Annotated in this window: 17 protein-coding genes; 10 read left to right on the forward strand and 7 right to left on the reverse strand. The window is 69.6% G+C overall.

Features of this window, described 5'->3' with window-relative positions; translation table 11 throughout:
• The first annotated feature begins 6 nt into the window (after positions 1 to 6).
• Positions 7 to 1,725: an arginine--tRNA ligase gene (gene argS / locus AMYBE_RS0118950; RefSeq protein WP_027927794.1), complete on the forward strand. Its 1,719-nt coding sequence runs from the start codon at positions 7 to 9 to the stop codon at positions 1,723 to 1,725.
• Here the strand turns inward: argS and AMYBE_RS0118955 are convergent, their stop codons facing one another.
• Positions 1,726 to 2,358 (reverse strand): TetR/AcrR family transcriptional regulator, encoded by a 633-nt coding sequence (locus tag AMYBE_RS0118955; RefSeq protein ID WP_020660973.1) that lies wholly within the window; start codon positions 2,356 to 2,358, stop codon positions 1,726 to 1,728.
• A 115-nt stretch (positions 2,359 to 2,473) separates the two neighbouring features.
• On the opposite strand from AMYBE_RS0118955, the gene AMYBE_RS0118960 reads away from it, so the two are divergent.
• From AMYBE_RS0118960 to AMYBE_RS0118975, 4 genes are read left to right on the forward strand one after another with little or no spacing between them, the layout of a single operon-like run.
• Positions 2,474 to 3,268 carry an enoyl-CoA hydratase-related protein gene (locus AMYBE_RS0118960; RefSeq protein ID WP_211226830.1) on the forward strand — a complete coding sequence of 265 codons (795 nt, stop codon included), beginning with the start codon at positions 2,474 to 2,476 and terminating at the stop codon, positions 3,266 to 3,268.
• 2 nt (positions 3,269 to 3,270) lie between these two features.
• A complete protein-coding gene (locus tag AMYBE_RS0118965; protein WP_020660975.1) occupies positions 3,271 to 4,416 on the forward strand; it encodes an acyl-CoA dehydrogenase family protein in 1,146 nt (381 codons plus the stop codon).
• Positions 4,417 to 4,425: 9 nt separating this feature from the next.
• On the forward strand, positions 4,426 to 5,160 hold the full coding sequence (locus AMYBE_RS0118970; protein ID WP_020660976.1) for an SDR family NAD(P)-dependent oxidoreductase: 735 nt from the start codon (positions 4,426 to 4,428) through the stop codon (positions 5,158 to 5,160).
• 13 nt (positions 5,161 to 5,173) lie between these two features.
• The gene (locus tag AMYBE_RS0118975; RefSeq protein WP_020660977.1) at positions 5,174 to 6,802 is read left to right on the forward strand and encodes an AMP-binding protein; all 1,629 of its coding nucleotides are present in this window, start codon (positions 5,174 to 5,176) and stop codon (positions 6,800 to 6,802) included.
• Here AMYBE_RS0118975 and AMYBE_RS0118980 read toward each other — a convergent pair.
• Entirely contained in the window at positions 6,768 to 8,021 is a 1,254-nt protein-coding gene (locus AMYBE_RS0118980) for an FAD-dependent oxidoreductase (RefSeq protein WP_020660978.1), read from the reverse strand. The two genes, AMYBE_RS0118975 and AMYBE_RS0118980, sit on opposite strands and share 35 nt — an antisense overlap.
• Before the next feature lie 96 nt (positions 8,022 to 8,117).
• On the opposite strand from AMYBE_RS0118980, the gene AMYBE_RS0118985 reads away from it, so the two are divergent.
• Positions 8,118 to 8,732 (forward strand): TetR/AcrR family transcriptional regulator, encoded by a 615-nt coding sequence (locus AMYBE_RS0118985; protein WP_020660979.1) that lies wholly within the window; start codon positions 8,118 to 8,120, stop codon positions 8,730 to 8,732.
• A 6-nt stretch (positions 8,733 to 8,738) separates the two neighbouring features.
• Here AMYBE_RS0118985 and AMYBE_RS0118990 read toward each other — a convergent pair whose 3' ends face one another.
• On the reverse strand, positions 8,739 to 9,305 hold the full coding sequence (locus tag AMYBE_RS0118990) for a helix-turn-helix domain-containing protein (RefSeq protein WP_245573216.1): 567 nt from the start codon (positions 9,303 to 9,305) through the stop codon (positions 8,739 to 8,741).
• Positions 9,306 to 9,429: 124 nt separating this feature from the next.
• Here AMYBE_RS0118990 and AMYBE_RS0118995 point away from each other — a divergent pair, with 124 nt between their 5' ends.
• From AMYBE_RS0118995 to AMYBE_RS0119010, 4 genes are read left to right on the forward strand one after another with little or no spacing between them, the layout of a single operon-like run.
• Positions 9,430 to 9,684, forward strand: coding sequence for a DUF3311 domain-containing protein (locus AMYBE_RS0118995; protein WP_020660981.1), 255 nt, complete (start codon positions 9,430 to 9,432; stop codon positions 9,682 to 9,684).
• On the forward strand, positions 9,681 to 11,171 hold the full coding sequence (locus AMYBE_RS0119000; RefSeq protein ID WP_020660982.1) for a sodium:solute symporter family protein: 1,491 nt from the start codon (positions 9,681 to 9,683) through the stop codon (positions 11,169 to 11,171). The genes AMYBE_RS0118995 and AMYBE_RS0119000 overlap by 4 nt, the downstream gene beginning before the upstream one ends.
• Positions 11,168 to 11,488 carry a TIGR04076 family protein gene (locus tag AMYBE_RS0119005; protein ID WP_020660983.1) on the forward strand — a complete coding sequence of 107 codons (321 nt, stop codon included), beginning with the start codon at positions 11,168 to 11,170 and terminating at the stop codon, positions 11,486 to 11,488. Before AMYBE_RS0119000 ends, AMYBE_RS0119005 begins: the two co-directional genes overlap by 4 nt.
• Positions 11,485 to 12,444 (forward strand): LLM class flavin-dependent oxidoreductase, encoded by a 960-nt coding sequence (locus tag AMYBE_RS0119010; RefSeq protein ID WP_020660984.1) that lies wholly within the window; start codon positions 11,485 to 11,487, stop codon positions 12,442 to 12,444. The genes AMYBE_RS0119005 and AMYBE_RS0119010 overlap by 4 nt, the downstream gene beginning before the upstream one ends.
• Before the next feature lie 116 nt (positions 12,445 to 12,560).
• On the opposite strand, the gene proB is transcribed toward AMYBE_RS0119010, so the two are convergent.
• The 4 genes from proB to rplU form a co-directional block, all read right to left on the reverse strand.
• A complete protein-coding gene (gene proB, locus AMYBE_RS0119015; RefSeq protein WP_020660985.1) occupies positions 12,561 to 13,667 on the reverse strand; it encodes a glutamate 5-kinase in 1,107 nt (368 codons plus the stop codon).
• Positions 13,664 to 15,196 carry a GTPase ObgE gene (obgE, locus tag AMYBE_RS0119020; protein WP_020660986.1) on the reverse strand — a complete coding sequence of 511 codons (1,533 nt, stop codon included), beginning with the start codon at positions 15,194 to 15,196 and terminating at the stop codon, positions 13,664 to 13,666. Before obgE ends, proB begins: the two co-directional genes overlap by 4 nt.
• Before the next feature lie 120 nt (positions 15,197 to 15,316).
• The gene (gene rpmA, locus AMYBE_RS0119025) at positions 15,317 to 15,580 is read right to left on the reverse strand and encodes a 50S ribosomal protein L27 (protein ID WP_020660987.1); all 264 of its coding nucleotides are present in this window, start codon (positions 15,578 to 15,580) and stop codon (positions 15,317 to 15,319) included.
• Between the two features lie 48 nt (positions 15,581 to 15,628).
• A complete protein-coding gene (rplU, locus tag AMYBE_RS0119030) occupies positions 15,629 to 15,943 on the reverse strand; it encodes a 50S ribosomal protein L21 (RefSeq protein ID WP_009081084.1) in 315 nt (104 codons plus the stop codon).
• Between the last annotated feature and the right edge of the window lie 19 nt (positions 15,944 to 15,962).

The raw sequence follows: 15,962 nt of genomic DNA on the forward strand, positions 1-15,962 counted from the left end.
GACACCGTGCAGCAGCTCGAGGTTAGTGAGGAACTGGCGCGACGCGTGGTGGCCGCCCTCCGCCGTGCGTTCGACGTCGAGCTCAGTCCGGCTGAGGCGCTCATCGCGGTGTCCGCTCGCGACGGGGTCGATTACCAGTGCAACCTGGCGATGAGCCTCGGCAAGCGGCTGGGCAAGCCGCCGCGCGAGGTCGCGGCCGGGATTGTCGAGCAGCTGGAACTCGACGGGGTCGCCGACCGGCCGGAGATCGCCGGGCCGGGGTTCCTGAACTTCGTGCTGCGCCGCGAATGGCTTGAGCAGCGTGTCGCCGAGCAGGCAGGCGACGAGCGGCTCGGCGTCGCGCTGGTAGCGCAGCCGAAGCGGATCGCGCTCGACTACAGCAGCCCCAACGTCGCCAAGGAAATGCATGTCGGGCACCTGCGCACCAGCGTGATCGGCGACGCGATCGCGCGGCTGCTGCGGTTTGTCGGGCATGAGGTGCTGCCGCACAACCACCTCGGCGACTGGGGCACCCCGTTCGGCATGCTCATCGAGTACCGGCTGGCCGAGCCGGACGCGGACCGTGGCGAGCTCAACGCGTTCTACCAAGCGGCACGCCAGAAATTCGACTCCGACGAGGACTTCGCGAACCGCTCCCGCGAACGCGTGGTGAAGCTGCAGAGCGGCGATCCGGAAACGCTCGCGTTCTGGCAGGAGCTGATCGACGAGTCGACCCGGCATTTCAACGCGGTCTACCGCCAGCTCGGCATCACCCTGACCGACGCCGACGTCTACGGCGAAAGTTTCTACAACCCGTACCTCGGCAAAGTCGTCGAAGAGCTGGAAGCCGACGGTCTCACCGAGGTCAGCGACGGTGCGGTCTGCGTGTTCCCGGAAGGCTTCCACAACCGCGAGGGCGACCGGCTGCCACTGATCGTCCGCAAGCGCGACGGCGGCTACGGCTACGCGGCGACCGACCTCGCGACCGTGCGGTACTGGACCACCGAACGGGGCGCGACCGACCTGCTGTACGTCGTCGGTTCCCCGCAGGCACAGCACTTCGCGATGGTGTTCGCGGTGTGCCGCGCCGCCGGCTGGCTCGACGGCGTGCATGCCGAGCACATCGGCTTCGGCTCGGTTCTCGGCGCGGACGGCAAGGTGATGCGCACCCGCGCCGGCGAGTCCGTCAAGCTCGCCGATCTGCTCGACGAGGCGGTGTCGCAGGCCGCGGAGATCGTCGCCGAGCGCAGCGAACTCAGCGCCGAAGAACAGCAGCAGGTCGCGCACGCCGTGGGTGTCGGAGCCGTGAAGTATGCCGACCTGTCCGGTGACCGCGAGCGCGACTACGTCTTCGACTGGAACCGGATGCTCGCGAAGGAGGGCAACACTTCCGTGTACCTCCAGTACGCGCACGCGCGGATCGAGTCGATCCTCGCCAAGGCAGGCGAATCTGCTGGTGACGCACCGATCCTGCTCGCCAAGCCAGCTGAGCGCGCGCTTGCGCTCACGCTGCTGCGGTTCAGCGAAGCCGTACACGCCGCGACGTCGGCGTACGCGCCGCACAAGCTCTGCACCTACCTGTACGACGCCGCGGTCTCGTTCTCGCGCTTCTACGAGCAGTGCCCGGTGCTGCTCGCCGAAACGCCGGAACTGCGCGCTTCGCGGGTACAGCTGGCCACACTGACCGCACGCACGCTCGTGCAGGGCTTGGCGCTCCTCGGGATCGAAGCGCCACGCCGTCTCTGATCATCCGATGTGGACGAGCGCCATGAGCGTGTCGGCGACCTCGTCCACGGCCTTCCCCCGCGCGGCGGGCGGCAGTTCACCGCACCAGATGGGCGCTTGGCTCATGGCCGCGTGCATGCATTGCAGCACCGTGTCGACGCTGGTGACGGTGAACTCGCCGCTCGCCAGGCCGTCTTCGATCAGCGCGCGGAACAGCGAGTCGTGTCGCCGCCGTAGCTCCTTGATGCGTTCCCGCTGCGCGCTCGGCCATTCGCGCGGCATCAGGAACACCCGCAGCGCGGCCGGATAGTCGTTGACCGCGATCGTCACGTGCTCGTGGATCAACGCGCGCAGCCGTGCGCCCGGCGTGCCTTCGGCTTGTTCCAGCAGCCGTTCCAGCCGGGCCGTCCACTCGTCGCCCAGCGTCTCGATCGCGGCCGTGCCCAGCTCGTCCTTGCTGGCGAAGTAGTAGTACAGCGAGCCCTTGGTGACGTCGAGCCGTTCGGCGACGTGCTCCAGGCTGACCGCGTCGTACCCGCGCTCGCCGAACAGCTCGGCCGCCGTCGTGAGGATCTCTTGGATCCGCTTGCCCCTTTTGCGCTGCACGCGCTCGGACGACGGCTTCAGCTCGTTCGCCGCCTGCTGCGCGCCCATCCCGTTCCTCCCCGTTCTCCGCTGTCCTGAAAGCCTACCGGTTGACCATAAAGTCAACTCTTGACTCTTAGTTCAAATTTTGTCACGGTGGTCAGACAGCAGACGGGAGCGAATGATGGAGTTCGAGGACATCCGGTACGAGATCGACGGCCCGGCGGCAGTCGTCACGATCGACCGGCCGCACCGCTACAACGCCTTCCGCGGCCGCACCGTCGACGAGCTGATCAAGGCGTTCCGCCTGGCCTGGGCGGACAAACAGGTACAGGCGGTGATCCTCACCGGTGCCGGCGACAAGGCGTTCTGCACCGGCGGCGACGTCAAGCAGCGTGCGGAGACCGGCGACTACGGCCCGACCGAGAGCGGCATGTTCGAGATCGGCAATCTGCACAAGCTGATCCGCGACCTGCCGAAGCCGGTGATCGCCGCGGTCAACGGGGTCGCGGTCGGCGGCGGACACGTGCTGCACGTCCTCTGCGACGTGACAATCGCCAGCGAAACCGCGCGATTCGGCCAGGCCGGGCCGCGCGTCGGATCGTTCGACGCCGGGTTTGGTTCCGCGTACCTCGCCCGGGTTGTCGGAGAAAAGAAGGCACGGGAGATCTGGTTCTTCTGCCGCCAGTACGACGCGGCCGAGGCGGAACGGATGGGCCTGGTCAACGCGGTCGTGCCGCCGGGCGAACTGCTCAAGACGGCCAAGGCGTGGGCCGGCGACGCCGCCGCGCTGAGCCCGACCGCGCTGCGGTTTCTCAAGCAGTCCTTCAACGCCGACACCGACCACCAGGCCGGACTGTCCAATTTGGCCATGTCCGCGCTCGACCTGTTCACCGCCTCGCCGGAGGGTTTGGAAGGCGCGCAAGCGTTTGCCGAGAAGCGCAAGCCGGACTTCGTCTCGCACGTGAACTGGCACTGACCATGGACTTCCGGTTCTCCGACGACGAGGACGCCTACCGCGCCGAACTGCGCCGGTTTGCCACGAAAGTCCTCGCCCCGCATTACCAATCCGACGACCGGGCAGCGAAGCTGCGGCCCCAGCTCGTCGCCGACCTGGCCGCGATGGGCCTCACCGGCCTGCGCATCCCGCAACGCCACGGCGGGCAGGAGGCCAGCGCGGTCGTCGCCGGGATGGCCGCCGAGGAGGTCGCGCGCGGCGACTTCAACGCCTCGTACCTGATCATCGTCAGCGCGCTGGTCAGCGACATCCTCACCCGCAACGCGACCGAGCAGCAGCAGGCCGCCTGGCTGCCGCCGATCGCCGCCGGAGAGGTCGTGCCCGCGTTCTGCATCACCGAACCGGGCCACGGAACCGACGCCGCGAAGCTGGAGATGAAGGCCGAACCGGACGGCGAAGGCTGGCGGCTCACCGGCGAGAAGACCTCGATCACGCTGGGCATGTCCGCGGACGTCGCGCTCGTCCTCGCCCGCACCGGCGGTCCGGGCGCTCGCGGGGTGAGCGCGTTCTGGGTCGAGCTGGACGACGCCCATGTGTCGCGAGCGGCGTTCGACGATCTCGGCAGCCGGGCGATCGGCCGGGCTTCCCTGCACTTCGACGGGCTGCCGGTGCCGAGAGCGGCGCTGGTCGGCGGCGAGGGCCAGGGCTTCGTATCGGTCATGCAGGGCTTCGACTACTCGCGCGCGATCATCGGCCTCGCCTGCCTTGGCGCGGCCCAGGTATCCCTCGACGAAGCGCTGCAGTGGTCCCGCGACCGCGAAGCGTTCGGCAGCCCGATCGGCACCTTCCAGGGCGTCGCGTTTCCGCTCGCCGAGCAGGCGACCTACCTGCGCGGAGCCCGCCATGTCTGCTACGAAGCGTTGTGGCGCAAGGACAACGACGTCGAGCACAGCACCGAGGCGGCGATGGCGAAATTCTGGGCGCCCAAGCTGGCCGCCGAGACCATCCACCAGTGCCTGCTGACGTTCGGGCATCTCGGGTATTCCAGCGAGAGCCCGGTCGGGCAGCGGCTGCGCGACGTGATCGGGCTGGAAATCGGCGACGGCACGGCACAGGTGTCCAAGCTCGTCATCGCGCGCAACCTGCTCGGCCGCGCCTACGCCCCCTAAGGAGACACCGTGCTCAAGGACAAAATCGTCATCGTCACCGGCGCCGGTCAGGGCATCGGCCGCGGCATCGCCGAAAAACTGGCCGCCGAGGGCGCGACCGTCGTGGTCAGCGACCTCAACGAAACCACCGCGAAGGAGACCGCGGACGCGATCGGCGGGGTCGGCCTGCCGCTGGACGTCACCTCCCCCGAGTCCGTGGCAGCCGCGGTCGAGCAGGTCCGCACCCAGTTCGGCCGCATCGATGTGCTGGTCAACAACGCCGGCTGGGACAAGGCGGGCCCGTTCGTACAGTCTGACCGCGCCGACTGGGACCGGGTCGTCCAGATCAACCTCTACGGCGTGCTCAACACCTGCCGGGAGGTGCTGCCGGTGATGGCCGAACAAGGCTTCGGCTCGGTCGTCAACATCGCCTCCGACGCCGGTCGCGTCGGTTCGTCGGGCGAGGCGGTGTACTCCGCGGCGAAGGGCGGCGTCATCGCGTTCACCAAGTCGATCGCCCGGGAATTGGCGCGCAGCAACGTGAACGCGAACGCCGTCTGCCCCGGTCCGGCCGACACCGCGCTGTTCGCTTCGCTCGGCGGGGACAACCCGAAGCTGCGCGAGGCGCTGACCAAGGCCATCCCGTTCCGCCGGCTCGCACAGCCGTCGGACATCGCGAACGTGGTCGCTTTCCTTGCCTCCGACGAGGCCGCCTACGTAACCGGCCAGACCGTCAGCGTCAGCGGCGGCCTCACCATGAGCTGACCCGGAGCCCGCCATGCCGTTCGCGACGATCCTCGACGACGAGACGATCGACGCCCACACCCGCGCCGGGTACTGGGCGAACCGCACCATCACCGACTTCCTGGACGACGCGGCGGCCGCCACGCCGGACAAGCCCGCGTTCGTCGATTCGCGGCGCAGCATCACCTTCGGCCAGCTCAAGCAGGAGGTGGACCGCTGCGCCCTCGGGTTCCTGGAGCTGGGCGTCCGGCCCGGCGACGTCGTCTCGTTCCAGCTGCCGAACCGTGTCGAATGGATCGTCGTGCACTACGCGGCGAGCCGGATCGGCGCGGTCAGCAACCCGCTCATCCCGATCTACCGGGACCGCGAAGTCGGCTTCATGGTCGGTCTCGCGAAATCGAAACTGCTGGTGGTGCCCAGGGAATTCCGCGGCTTCGACTATCCGGCGATGGCGCAGCGGCTCCGTCCGCAGTGGCCGGAGCTCCAGCACCTGCTGGTCGTGGGGTCGTCGTGGGACGAGTTCGCCGCGACGCGCTGGGAGGACCGGCGCGACCCGGCGGAACTGCCGTCGTGGCGGCCCGATCCCAACGACGTCACGCTGCTGATCTTTACCTCCGGCACCACCGGCGAGCCCAAGGGCGTGATGCACACGCACAACACGGCGATCGCCGCGAACAACCCGCTCCCCGACCGGCTCGGCATCACCTCCGACAGCGTCCTGCACATGGCCTCGACGCTCGCGCATCTCACCGGTTTCCTTTACGGCGCCAGGCTCGGCGTGCAGAACGGTGCCACCTGTGTGCTGCAGGAAGTGTGGGATGCCGCCCGATTCGTCGAACTGGTCGAGACCCACGGCATCACCTATACCTCGGCCGCGACGCCGTTCCTGCACGACCTGGTGTCCGCGCCGAACCTCGCCGCGCACGATCTCTCGTCCCTGCAACGGTTCTGCTGCATGGGCGCGCCCATCCCCCGGCCGCTGGTGCGGCAAGCGCGGGCGAAGCTGCCCGGGCTGGTCGTGCTCGGCGGGTGGGGCCAGAGCGAGGACGCGCTGGTCACTCTCGGCGTCCCGGGCGATCCGGACGACAAACTGATCGAAACCGACGGCTTCCCGTGGCCCGGCATGCGCATCCGGGTGGTCGATGCGGACGGCGCCGAACTGCCGCCGGGTGCCGAGGGTCGGCTGCAGGTAGCCGGACCATTCCTCTTCGTCGGCTACGCCGAACGGCTCGCGATGGCCCGCGAGAGCTTCACCGGCGACTGGTTCGACACCGGCGACCTCGCGACGATCGACGCCGAGGGCTACCTCCGCATCGCCGGGCGCACCAGGGACGTCATCATCCGCGGCGGCGAAAACATTCCGGTCGCGTATGTGGAGAACGTCCTCTACGAGCACCCGGACGTCGAGGCCGTCGCCGTGGTGGCGGTCCCCGACCCGCGGCTGCAGGAGCGCGCCTGCGCCTGCCTCGTGCTCCGCCCCGGTGCCGAACTCGATCTGGCTCGACTGCGCGATTTCCTGGCGGAGAAAGGCGTGGCCAAACAGTACTGGCCGGAACGGGTGGAACTGCTCGCGGATCTCCCCCGGACCGCGAGCGGCAAGATCCAGAAGTTCCAGCTCCGCGCGCTCGTCAGCGAACACCTCGCACCCGACGGCGCACTTTGAGCCCGGCTCCCATCGCGGTGATCATGCTCCGCGACAGTGCCCGGGCGAATCTGCTCTCGCTAACGAACTGGTCCGCGGCGCGGGCCGAATCGCGCACCGCCCGGTAGGCATAGGTCCGCATCTCCCGTTCGTACGCGGCGACTGCCGCGCGCACGTCGCCACTTCGAGAGAGGTTGCGGCACAACACTTGTGCGTCGCGCAGAGCGATGTTCGCGCCGATTCCGCGGAACGGTGTCATGCTGTGCACCGCGTCGCCCAGCAAGGTGACCGGACCGGTCTGCCAACCGTCCATCGGCACCGACGTGCTGATCGGCAGCATCGCCACGGTCGGCTCCAACGAGCCCTCGACCAGCGTGCCGAACGCCGGATGCCAGCCGCGGACGCGCTCCAGCATCAGCGCGCGCAGGCCCGGCACGTCCAGTTCGGACAGGTCGGCAGGGAACCGGTGCGCCCGCGCGCCGTAGGACCACATCACGTAGCTGCCGGTGTTGTCGAACAGCACCGGGTCCAGCGCCGCGGACTCGTCGTTCTCCGACGCCTCCGGGAACTCGTGCGGCGCGGTGAACATCCCGCACCCGGCCGGCGGCAGCACGTACGTCGGGGCGGTCGCCAGCCGCTCCGGGAGCAGCCCGCGCGTTTCGGCGGTCAGCGGGTACTTGCCGATGATCGTGCGGATGCCGGTGTCCACCCGCTTAGCCTCCGGCAGCAGCTGCGCGCGGACCCGGGAGTTCGCGCCGTCCGCGCCGATCACCAGGTCCGCTTCGGCGGTGGTCCCGTCCGCGAAGTGCAGCCCGACCTCCTTCGGCCCGGTCTCGTACCGGACGAATTCCTTGTCGTACCAAAGGATTCCGTTCAGCCCGGACGACAGCACCTGGTGCAGCGAGATCCGGCTCGCCGAGTGGTGCGCGGCGGCCGGGTCCGCGCTCGGCGGTTCGTCGAGCACCGCCAGTTCGCGCATCCGCTGGTCGACGAAGCCGAACACGCCCTTGCTTTCCCCCGTGGTGGCCAGGAAACGCGCCCATTCCTCGGGCGACAGGCACTCGCGCAGCGCGGCCGAGCCTATCGGCGCGATGTGCACCCGATAGCCCTGCAGCCGTTCCGCGCGGGTGCGGCTGCGCTCGTACACCGCCACCTGGAAACCAGCACGGGACAGGCCGTGCGCGAGGCACAGCCCGCCGGTGCCGCCGCCGACGATCGCCACTTTGGTCTTTCCGTTCATCGTCGATCCCCTCTCTCGGTCGCGTGCTCCCATAATTACCCACGAGGATAATTGAGTCAACCTTGAGGATGATTAAGCTTCGGATAGGCTGATCACGTGTCCGGAACCAGCCCGCGTCGAGCGCCGCGCGAACGCCAGCGCGACCCCGAGCGCACCAAGGCGCGCATCCTGGCGGCGGCCAAGGCCGAGTTCGGCAGCAAGGGCTACGCCGCCGCGCGGGTCAGCGAGATCGCACGGGGCGCGGGCGTGAACAAGCAGCTGATCTCGTACTACTTCGGCGGCAAGGAAGGCTTGTACGCCGAAGTCACCAGCGAGCAGTTCTCCGGACTGGCCGCGATGACCGTGACCGACCGGCCGATGGCGGACGTGGTGGCGGACTTCGCCAGAGACGGGCTCCGCGACCCGGACCAGGCGAGGCTTTTCCTGCGGGAGAACATGGCCGAGGAGGCCGGCGGCGAGACCGGGACTCCGCCGGAGCGCGCGTTTCTGCACAGCCAGCTCGACTACCTGCGCGCCCGGCAGGAGGCCGGCGATTTCCCCGCCGACGTGGACCCGCAGGCATTGCTGCTGATGCTGATCGCCGCGGCCAGCGCGCCGGTCGCGTTCCGGCGGGTGGGCAGCGTGCTCACCGGCCAGGACCCGGCGTCAGCGGAGTTCGTCGAGTACTACGCCGAGCAGCTGTCGCGAATGGTGCGGCACCTCAAGGACTGACCCGGGTCACGGCACCGGCGGCGTCACCGAGACCAGGAACTCCACCTCGTCGGCCGAAGCGTTGCGGTACCGGTGCGGCGTGCGGGAATCGAAGGTGACCGCTTCGCCGGCGAGCAGGGCGTGCGCGATTCCGCCCAGTTCCACAGTCAGCGCACCAGACAGCACGAACGCACACTCCTGCGACGCGTGCCCGCGCGGCTCGTCGCTCGTCGCCTCCCCTGGCCGCAGTACGCCACGAAGGACCTCCAGCTTGCCGTCGCCGGGCGTCACGCGTTCGTAGCCGATGCTGCCGCGTGGACCGCGGAGAATCGCGCGCTCCCCTGGGCGGCTGATCACCACATCCGCCGCCGGTTCCTCCTCGAACAGCACCGCGACCGATTCCCCGAACACCTCGGCGAGCCGCCGCAGTGTCGACAGGCTGGGGTCGGTCACGCCTCGTTCGACCTGACTGAGCAAGGTCGCGGACACGCCGGCTTCTTCCGCGAGCGCACGCAGGCTGAGCCCGCGGTTAGCGCGCAGCTTCCGCAACTGGTCGCCGATCAACCCGCCCTCCCCTGCAGTAGAACTGCACAACACGGTCAGCCTACGGGCCGCCGCACCTCGGCACAATCCCAAGAAGACCTGATTGACCTGGACACGTTCGCGACGTACGGTCCCCTCCATTCGTGCACTGTCACTGCACACTCCAGGAGTGCTCATGGCCGGTCCCCGCCCCTCGCACCCGCATCGTTGGCTGCTGGTCCTGCCGTTCGTCTGGCAGGTCGCGCTCGTGCCGGTGGTCAACGACGTCCCGCTCACGCCACTGCACCTGCCTTTCCCGATGGTCTGGCAGCTGGCCGGAATCGTGCTGACCTCGGCGGTGATCGGCCTGGTGTTCCGCCTCGACCGGCGCGCCGGAGTCGAGCAGGAAGAAGCCGAGTTCCTCGCGCGGACGGCAGGTGAGCTGCAATGACACTCGCTCTCGCCCTCATCGTCGTGCTGGCCACCGTCGCGGGCGCCGTCGGCTTCGGCCGCACCTCCCGGACGACGACGCTGGCCGGCTGGGCCGTCGGCGGCCGCCGCTTCGGCTCGGTGCTGTTCTGGTTCCTCAACGCGGGCGAGGTCTACACGACCTTCGCGGTGCTCGGGATCTCCGGCTACGCCTGGGCTCTCGGCGCCCCCGCCTACCTGGCGTTCACGTCGGTGTCGCTGAGCTACGCGATCGGCTACTGGCTGATGCCGAAAATCTGGCGGGCGGGCCGGCAACACGGGCTGCTCACCCAAGCGGACTTCGTGGCGGCGCGATTCGGAGCGAAGTGGCTGGGCGTGGTGACCGGCCTCGTCGGCATCGCCGCGCTGGTCGTCTACGTGCAGATCCAGCTGGTGAGCCTCAGTCTCGTCGTCCGGCTGACGCTCGGCTCGGCGGTGTCGCCGACCGCCGCGGTCGTGCTCGGCGCGCTGCTCATGCTCGCGTTCGTCGTCCTGGCCGGGCTGCGGTCGGCCGCGTTTTCGGCTGCGGTCAAGGACGTGCTGATGGTCGTGGTAGTCGTGCTGCTGTCGGTCACCGTGGCGTCGAAGGTCGGCGCGACCTCCCCGCTGGACGTCTTCCGGCTCGTCGACCAGCAGCACCCGGGGATCGGCAAGTTCCCCGGCCTGGACCCGACCTCGCCGACCACCTCGACCTGGCTGATGACGTCCGCGCTCAATGTCGCGCTCGGCAACTGGGTGTTCCCGCACCTGTTCCAGGTTTCGTACGCGGCGAAGAGCGGAACTTCCATCCGCCGCAACGCGATCTGGCAGCCGCTGTACTCGCTCGCCTATTTCTTCATCATCCTGCTCGGCTTCGCCGCGCTGCTCGCCGGAACCAAGCCGGCGAACGGCAGCATGAACGGCGCGCTGCTGCAGTTCGTTTCGGACAAGTACCCGGCCTGGCTGGTGGGCATCGTGGCCGGCACGGCGTTCCTGCTCGCGCTCGCGCCCGGTTCGGTGCTGCTGCTCACCGCCGGCTCCATCTTCGCCCGGAACGTGGTGGCGCCGGCCGCCCCGCGGCTCTCGGACCGTGGCCAGCTGCTCGTCTCTCGCGGGTCCACCGCGGTCTTCGCGGCGGTCGCGGTGTGGCTGACCATCGGCGATGGCAAGTCCTTAGTGGACATTCTGCTGTACGCCTACTCCGCGATCGGCATGCTCGCGCCCGCGGTCTTCCTCGGCTTCCTGTGGCGGCGGGCGACCGCGATCGGCGTGCTGGCCGGGATCGTCGCCGGGTTCGTGGCCTTGCTCGCGCCGTTCGCGAAGGACTTCTGGGCCGCGCAGCTGCCGGAGTGGGAACCGGGACTGATCGCGATGGCGATCAACCTGGCGGTGCTGGTCGGGGTAAGCCTGATAACGCCGAAACCGGCGGCGCGGGCGATCGAAGTGGGGCTCGGGGAACCCGGGCCGGCCGCGAAGGAGGTGGCGGTGTGAGCGAACCGGTGACCGAACTGTACGACCTTCGAGTGGTCGTGGACCGGATCGAAGGCCGGTCGGTGTGCGGCCTGCGGGTCGGCGATTCGTTCGAGCTCGTGCACAGCGCACAGCTGAAAATCCCGGCGGGCAAACACTTCTGCGTGTTCGCGCTGCAGTCCGTGCTGCCGCTGCTGCCGGCGAAACAGCGGCAGCTGCCCGAAGGCGACTGGCTCGAGCGCGACACGCTCGTGTGCTGTCCCGATCCCGAGGAACGCGTCGTGATGCGGATCGAACGCACCGGACGGACCGTCCTGCGCACGGAGGACCTCACGTGAGCGAAATCGGGCTCGGCCTGCAAAGCGACAAACGCCCCGGCGATTACGCACGGCTCGCCCGGCTGGCCGAGGACTGCGGGTTCGACGTGCTGAGCGTCTTCGGCGACCTGCTGTACCAGCCACCGATCGTGCCTCTGCTGGAAATGGCGGCGGCGACCAGCCGGGTGCGGCTCGGTGCCGCGTGCTGGAACCCCTACACCAACCATCCGTACGAGATCGCCGGCCAAGTCGCGGCACTGGACGCGGTTTCGGGCGGCCGCGCCTACCTCGGCCTGGCGCGCGGGTCGTGGCTGGGCGGAATCGGAGTGGAGCAGACCCGTCCGGTCACGACCGTGCTGGAGGCGGCCGCCGTCGTGCGCGCCCTGCTGGCCGGGGAGGACTTCGCGGGCTCGGTGTTCCGGCTCGCTCCGGGCACCCGGCTGCGCTATCCCGTACGGCGGAAGCAGATCCCGCTGCTGGTCGGTGCTTGGGGACCGCGGCTGGCGGCGGCCGCGGGCCGGGTCGCCGACGAGGTGAAGATCGGCGGCACCGCCAATCCGAAGATGGTCGGAGTGCTGCGGGAGCGCCTCGGCAACCCCGACGTCGGCATCGTCGCGGGCGCGGTCACCGTGGTCGCCGAGGATTCCCGGGCGGCCCGCGCCCGGGCCCGGCGCGAAGTGGCGATGTATCTCGACGTCGTCGCCGGCCTCGACCCGACGGCGGCGGTGCCCGCCGATCTGCTGGCCCGGATCCGCGAGCACCTGGCTCGCGGGGACGAGGCGGCGGCGGGCGCGTTGATCCCGGACGACGTGCTGGACCTGTTCGCCTTCTCCGGCACCCCGGAAGAGATCGCGCAGCAGGCGCAGCAGCTCCTGGACGCCGGGGCGGCCCGGGTGGAGTTCGGCACCCCGCACGGGCTCGCCGACGACGAGGGCGTCGCCCTGCTCGGCCGCCGGGTGCTGCCGCTGCTGCGCTGACCCGGGCACCCCGGGATCGTCCGCGTCCCGACCGTCCGACGCGGCGCGGCGAACTCCACGTCGGCCAGCGGTGTGGGAGGTGGTCGTCCGAGGTAGGCGTCGGTCGCGGTCCGGGTTCAGCGACGCAACGGCACCAGGTCGTCCGCGTGGACGACCTCGCGCCGGAACTCCACCGGCACCTCGTGGCTGGATCGCCCGATCAACCCGGGCAGCTCCCCCGCGTCGAACCCGACCACCCCGCGCGCCACCGGCATGTCGGCGGTGTCCACCAGGTCGACCACGTCGCCCGCCTCGAACTCGCCCTCCAGCCCGGTGATCCCCGCGGCGAGCAGGGAGCGGCGACGCAGGATCGCCCGCACCGCGCCGTCGTCGAGGCGGAGCTTGCCGGAGGTGTCTGCGGCGTAGCCGAGCCAGAACCGGCGGGCGGACAAGCGAGTGTCCGCCGGCGCGAAGGCGGTGCCGACGCTCGCCTCGCCCAGCGCGTGCGCGGCGTCCTCGGCGGCGGCCAGCAGCACCGGAATTCCCGCTCCGGCCGCGGTGCGCGCGGCAGCCAGCTTCGAGACCATGCCGCCGGTGCCGAGGCCGGACGAGGACATGCCGACCGCGATGCCCTCCACATCGGACTCGCTGAGCACCTCGGTGATCCTGCGCGTCGCGCCGTCGCGCGGGTCGCCGTCGTACAGACCGTCCACATCGGACAACAGCACCAGCGCGTCGGCACCGACCAGATGCGCCACCAGCGCGGCCAGCCGGTCGTTGTCGCCGAAGCGGATTTCCTGGGTGGCAACGGTGTCGTTCTCGTTCACGACCGGCACCGCACCGAGCGCGAGCAACCGGGAGAACGTGCGTTGCGCGTTGCGGTAGTGCGCACGGCGGACGACATCGTCGGAAGTCAGCAGCACCTGGCCGACGGTCAGCGAGTAGCGGCCGAACGACTCGGCATACGCGTGCGCCAGCGCGAGCTGCCCGACACTCGCCGCGGCCTGCTTGGTCTCCAGGTCGCGCGGACGCTTCCCCAGCTTCAGCGGCGCGAGGCCGGCGCCGATCGCTCCCGACGAAACGAGCACGATCTGCGTGTCCCGCGACACCCGGTCGGCGATCGCGTCGACCAGCGCGTCCAGCCGGGACACGTCGAGCCCGCTGCCCGTGGTGGTCAGCGCGGACGAGCCGACCTTCACGACCAGCCGGCGAGCCTGTGCGATCTCGTGGCGGGTGCCGCTCACCGGTCGCGCTCCGCCTGTTCCCCGCTCTCCCACACACCGTCCAGCTCGGCATCGACGGACGGGGTCTCGTCGCCGATCTCGTCGTCGGCCAAGTCCTCGTCCTCGCCGGTGCCGTCGCGGCGGATCCGGCGGGCTTCCTTGCGCTCGGCCGCGCCGATCCGGTCGGAACGCTCCAGCCGCACGTCGGTGCCGCGCCCGGACAGGTGCACGACGACGCCCGGCGTCGTCGGCTGCCATTCGAACTGGATGTCGCCGATGGTGACCGGGCTGCCCGGCCTCGCGCCCTTCTTCGCCAGCGCGTCTTCGACGCCGAGCCGGTTGAGCCGGTCCGCGAGGTAGCCGACCGCTTCGTCGTTGGCGAAGTTCGTCTGCCGGATCCAGCGCTCCGGGCGCGGGCCGCGGACGATGAAGCCGCCCTCTTCCTCCGGGTCCGGCTCGACCGTGAAGCCACTGTCGTCGACCGCGAGCGGGTGCAGCACGATCTTCTCCGGCTCCAGCACCGGCTGCGCCTCGCGGTACGCCTCGACGACCTCCGCCAGCGCGAAGGTCAGCTCCCGCAAGCCCTTGCGCGACGCGGTGGACACCTCGAACACGCGCAGCCCGCGCGCCTCCAGTTCCGGCCGGACGAACTCGGCGAGCTCGGCCGCCTCCGGGACGTCGATCTTGTTCAGCACCACCACGCGCGGGCGCTCTTCGAACTTGCCGCCCAGCCCCGGCGTGTAGCGGGCCAGTTCCTCCTCCAGCGCGTCCACATCGGACAGCGGGTCGCGGCCCGGCTCCAGGGTGGCGCAGTCGACCACGTGCACCAGCACGGCGCAGCGCTCGATGTGGCGCAGGAAGTCCAGCCCGAGGCCGCGGCCCTCGGACGCGCCCGGGATCAGGCCGGGCACATCGGCCATGGTGAACACCGACGAACCGGCGGTGATCACGCCGAGGTTCGGCACCAGCGTGGTGAACGGGTAGTCGGCGATCTTCGGCTTCGCCGCGGACAGCACGGAGATCAGCGACGACTTGCCCGCGGACGGGAAGCCGAGCAGGCCGACGTCGGCGACCGACCGCAGTTCCAGCACCAGGTTCCGGCTTTCGCCAGGCTCGCCGAGCAGCGCGAACCCGGGCGCCTTGCGGGCCTTCGACGCGAGCGCGGCGTTGCCGAGCCCGCCACGGCCGCCCTGGGCGGCGACGAACCGGGTGCCCGGGCTGGTGAGGTCGGCGACGAGCTCGCCGTCCTCGGTGAACACCACGGTGCCCGGCGGGACCTTCATCTCCAGCGCCTCGCCGGCGGCGCCGTTGCGGTTGTTGCCCATGCCCAGCTTGCCGTTGCCGGCGCGGGCGTGCGGGCGGAAGTGGAAGTCGAGCAGGGTGTGCACGTTGGCGTCGACCACCAGGGTCACGTCGCCGCCGTTGCCGCCGTTGCCGCCGTCCGGGCCGCCGAGCGGCTTGAACTTTTCGCGGTGGACGGAGGCACAGCCGTTTCCGCCGTCCCCTGCGGTCAGGTGGATCACCGCGCGGTCCACGAACCGGGACGCCATGGGCTTGCCTCACTTCACTCGCGAAAAAAGAATCAGACAAAACAAACGAGGGGTGGGGCCGGATTGTTCCGGCTCCACCCCTCGTCAGAAAACTCGTGCGCTAGCAGAAAACCCGGAAACTCAGGCTTCGACCGGCGTCGGCACGATGTTGACGGTCTTGCGACCGCGCTTGGTGCCGAACGTAACCGCACCGGCGGCGAGCGCGAACAGCGTGTCGTCGCCGCCACGGCCGACGTTCACACCGGGGTGGAACTTGGTGCCACGCTGACGGATCAGGATCTCGCCGGCGTTCACCTCCTGGCCGCCGAAGCGCTTGACGCCCAGTCGCTGGGCGTTCGAATCGCGACCGTTGCGGGAGCTGGACGCACCCTTCTTGTGAGCCATCGCTCAAGCCCCTTCTTGAAAAAGTTTCAGTCTCGAAGATCCGAAGAACTACTTGGAGATACCGGTGACCTCAACGCGGGTCAGCTTCTGCCGGTGACCCTGGCGCTTGTGGTAGCCAGTCTTGTTCTTGAACTTGTGGATCCGGATCTTCGGACCCTTGGTCTGCTCGACGACCTTGCCGGTGACCGAGACCTTCGCCAACGCGTCGGCGTCCGTGGTGACCTCGCCACCGTCCACGAACAGCACGGCGGGGAAGGTGTGCTCGGTGCCCGGCTCGCCCTCGAGCTTCTCGACCTCAACGACGTCGCCAACGGCAACCTTGTACTGCTTGCCGCCGGTCTTGACGATCGCGTACGCCGACACGGAAGTCTCCTGCATTACT

Source organism: Amycolatopsis benzoatilytica AK 16/65 (assembly GCF_000383915.1).
Lineage (GTDB): Bacteria > Actinomycetota > Actinomycetes > Mycobacteriales > Pseudonocardiaceae > Amycolatopsis > Amycolatopsis benzoatilytica.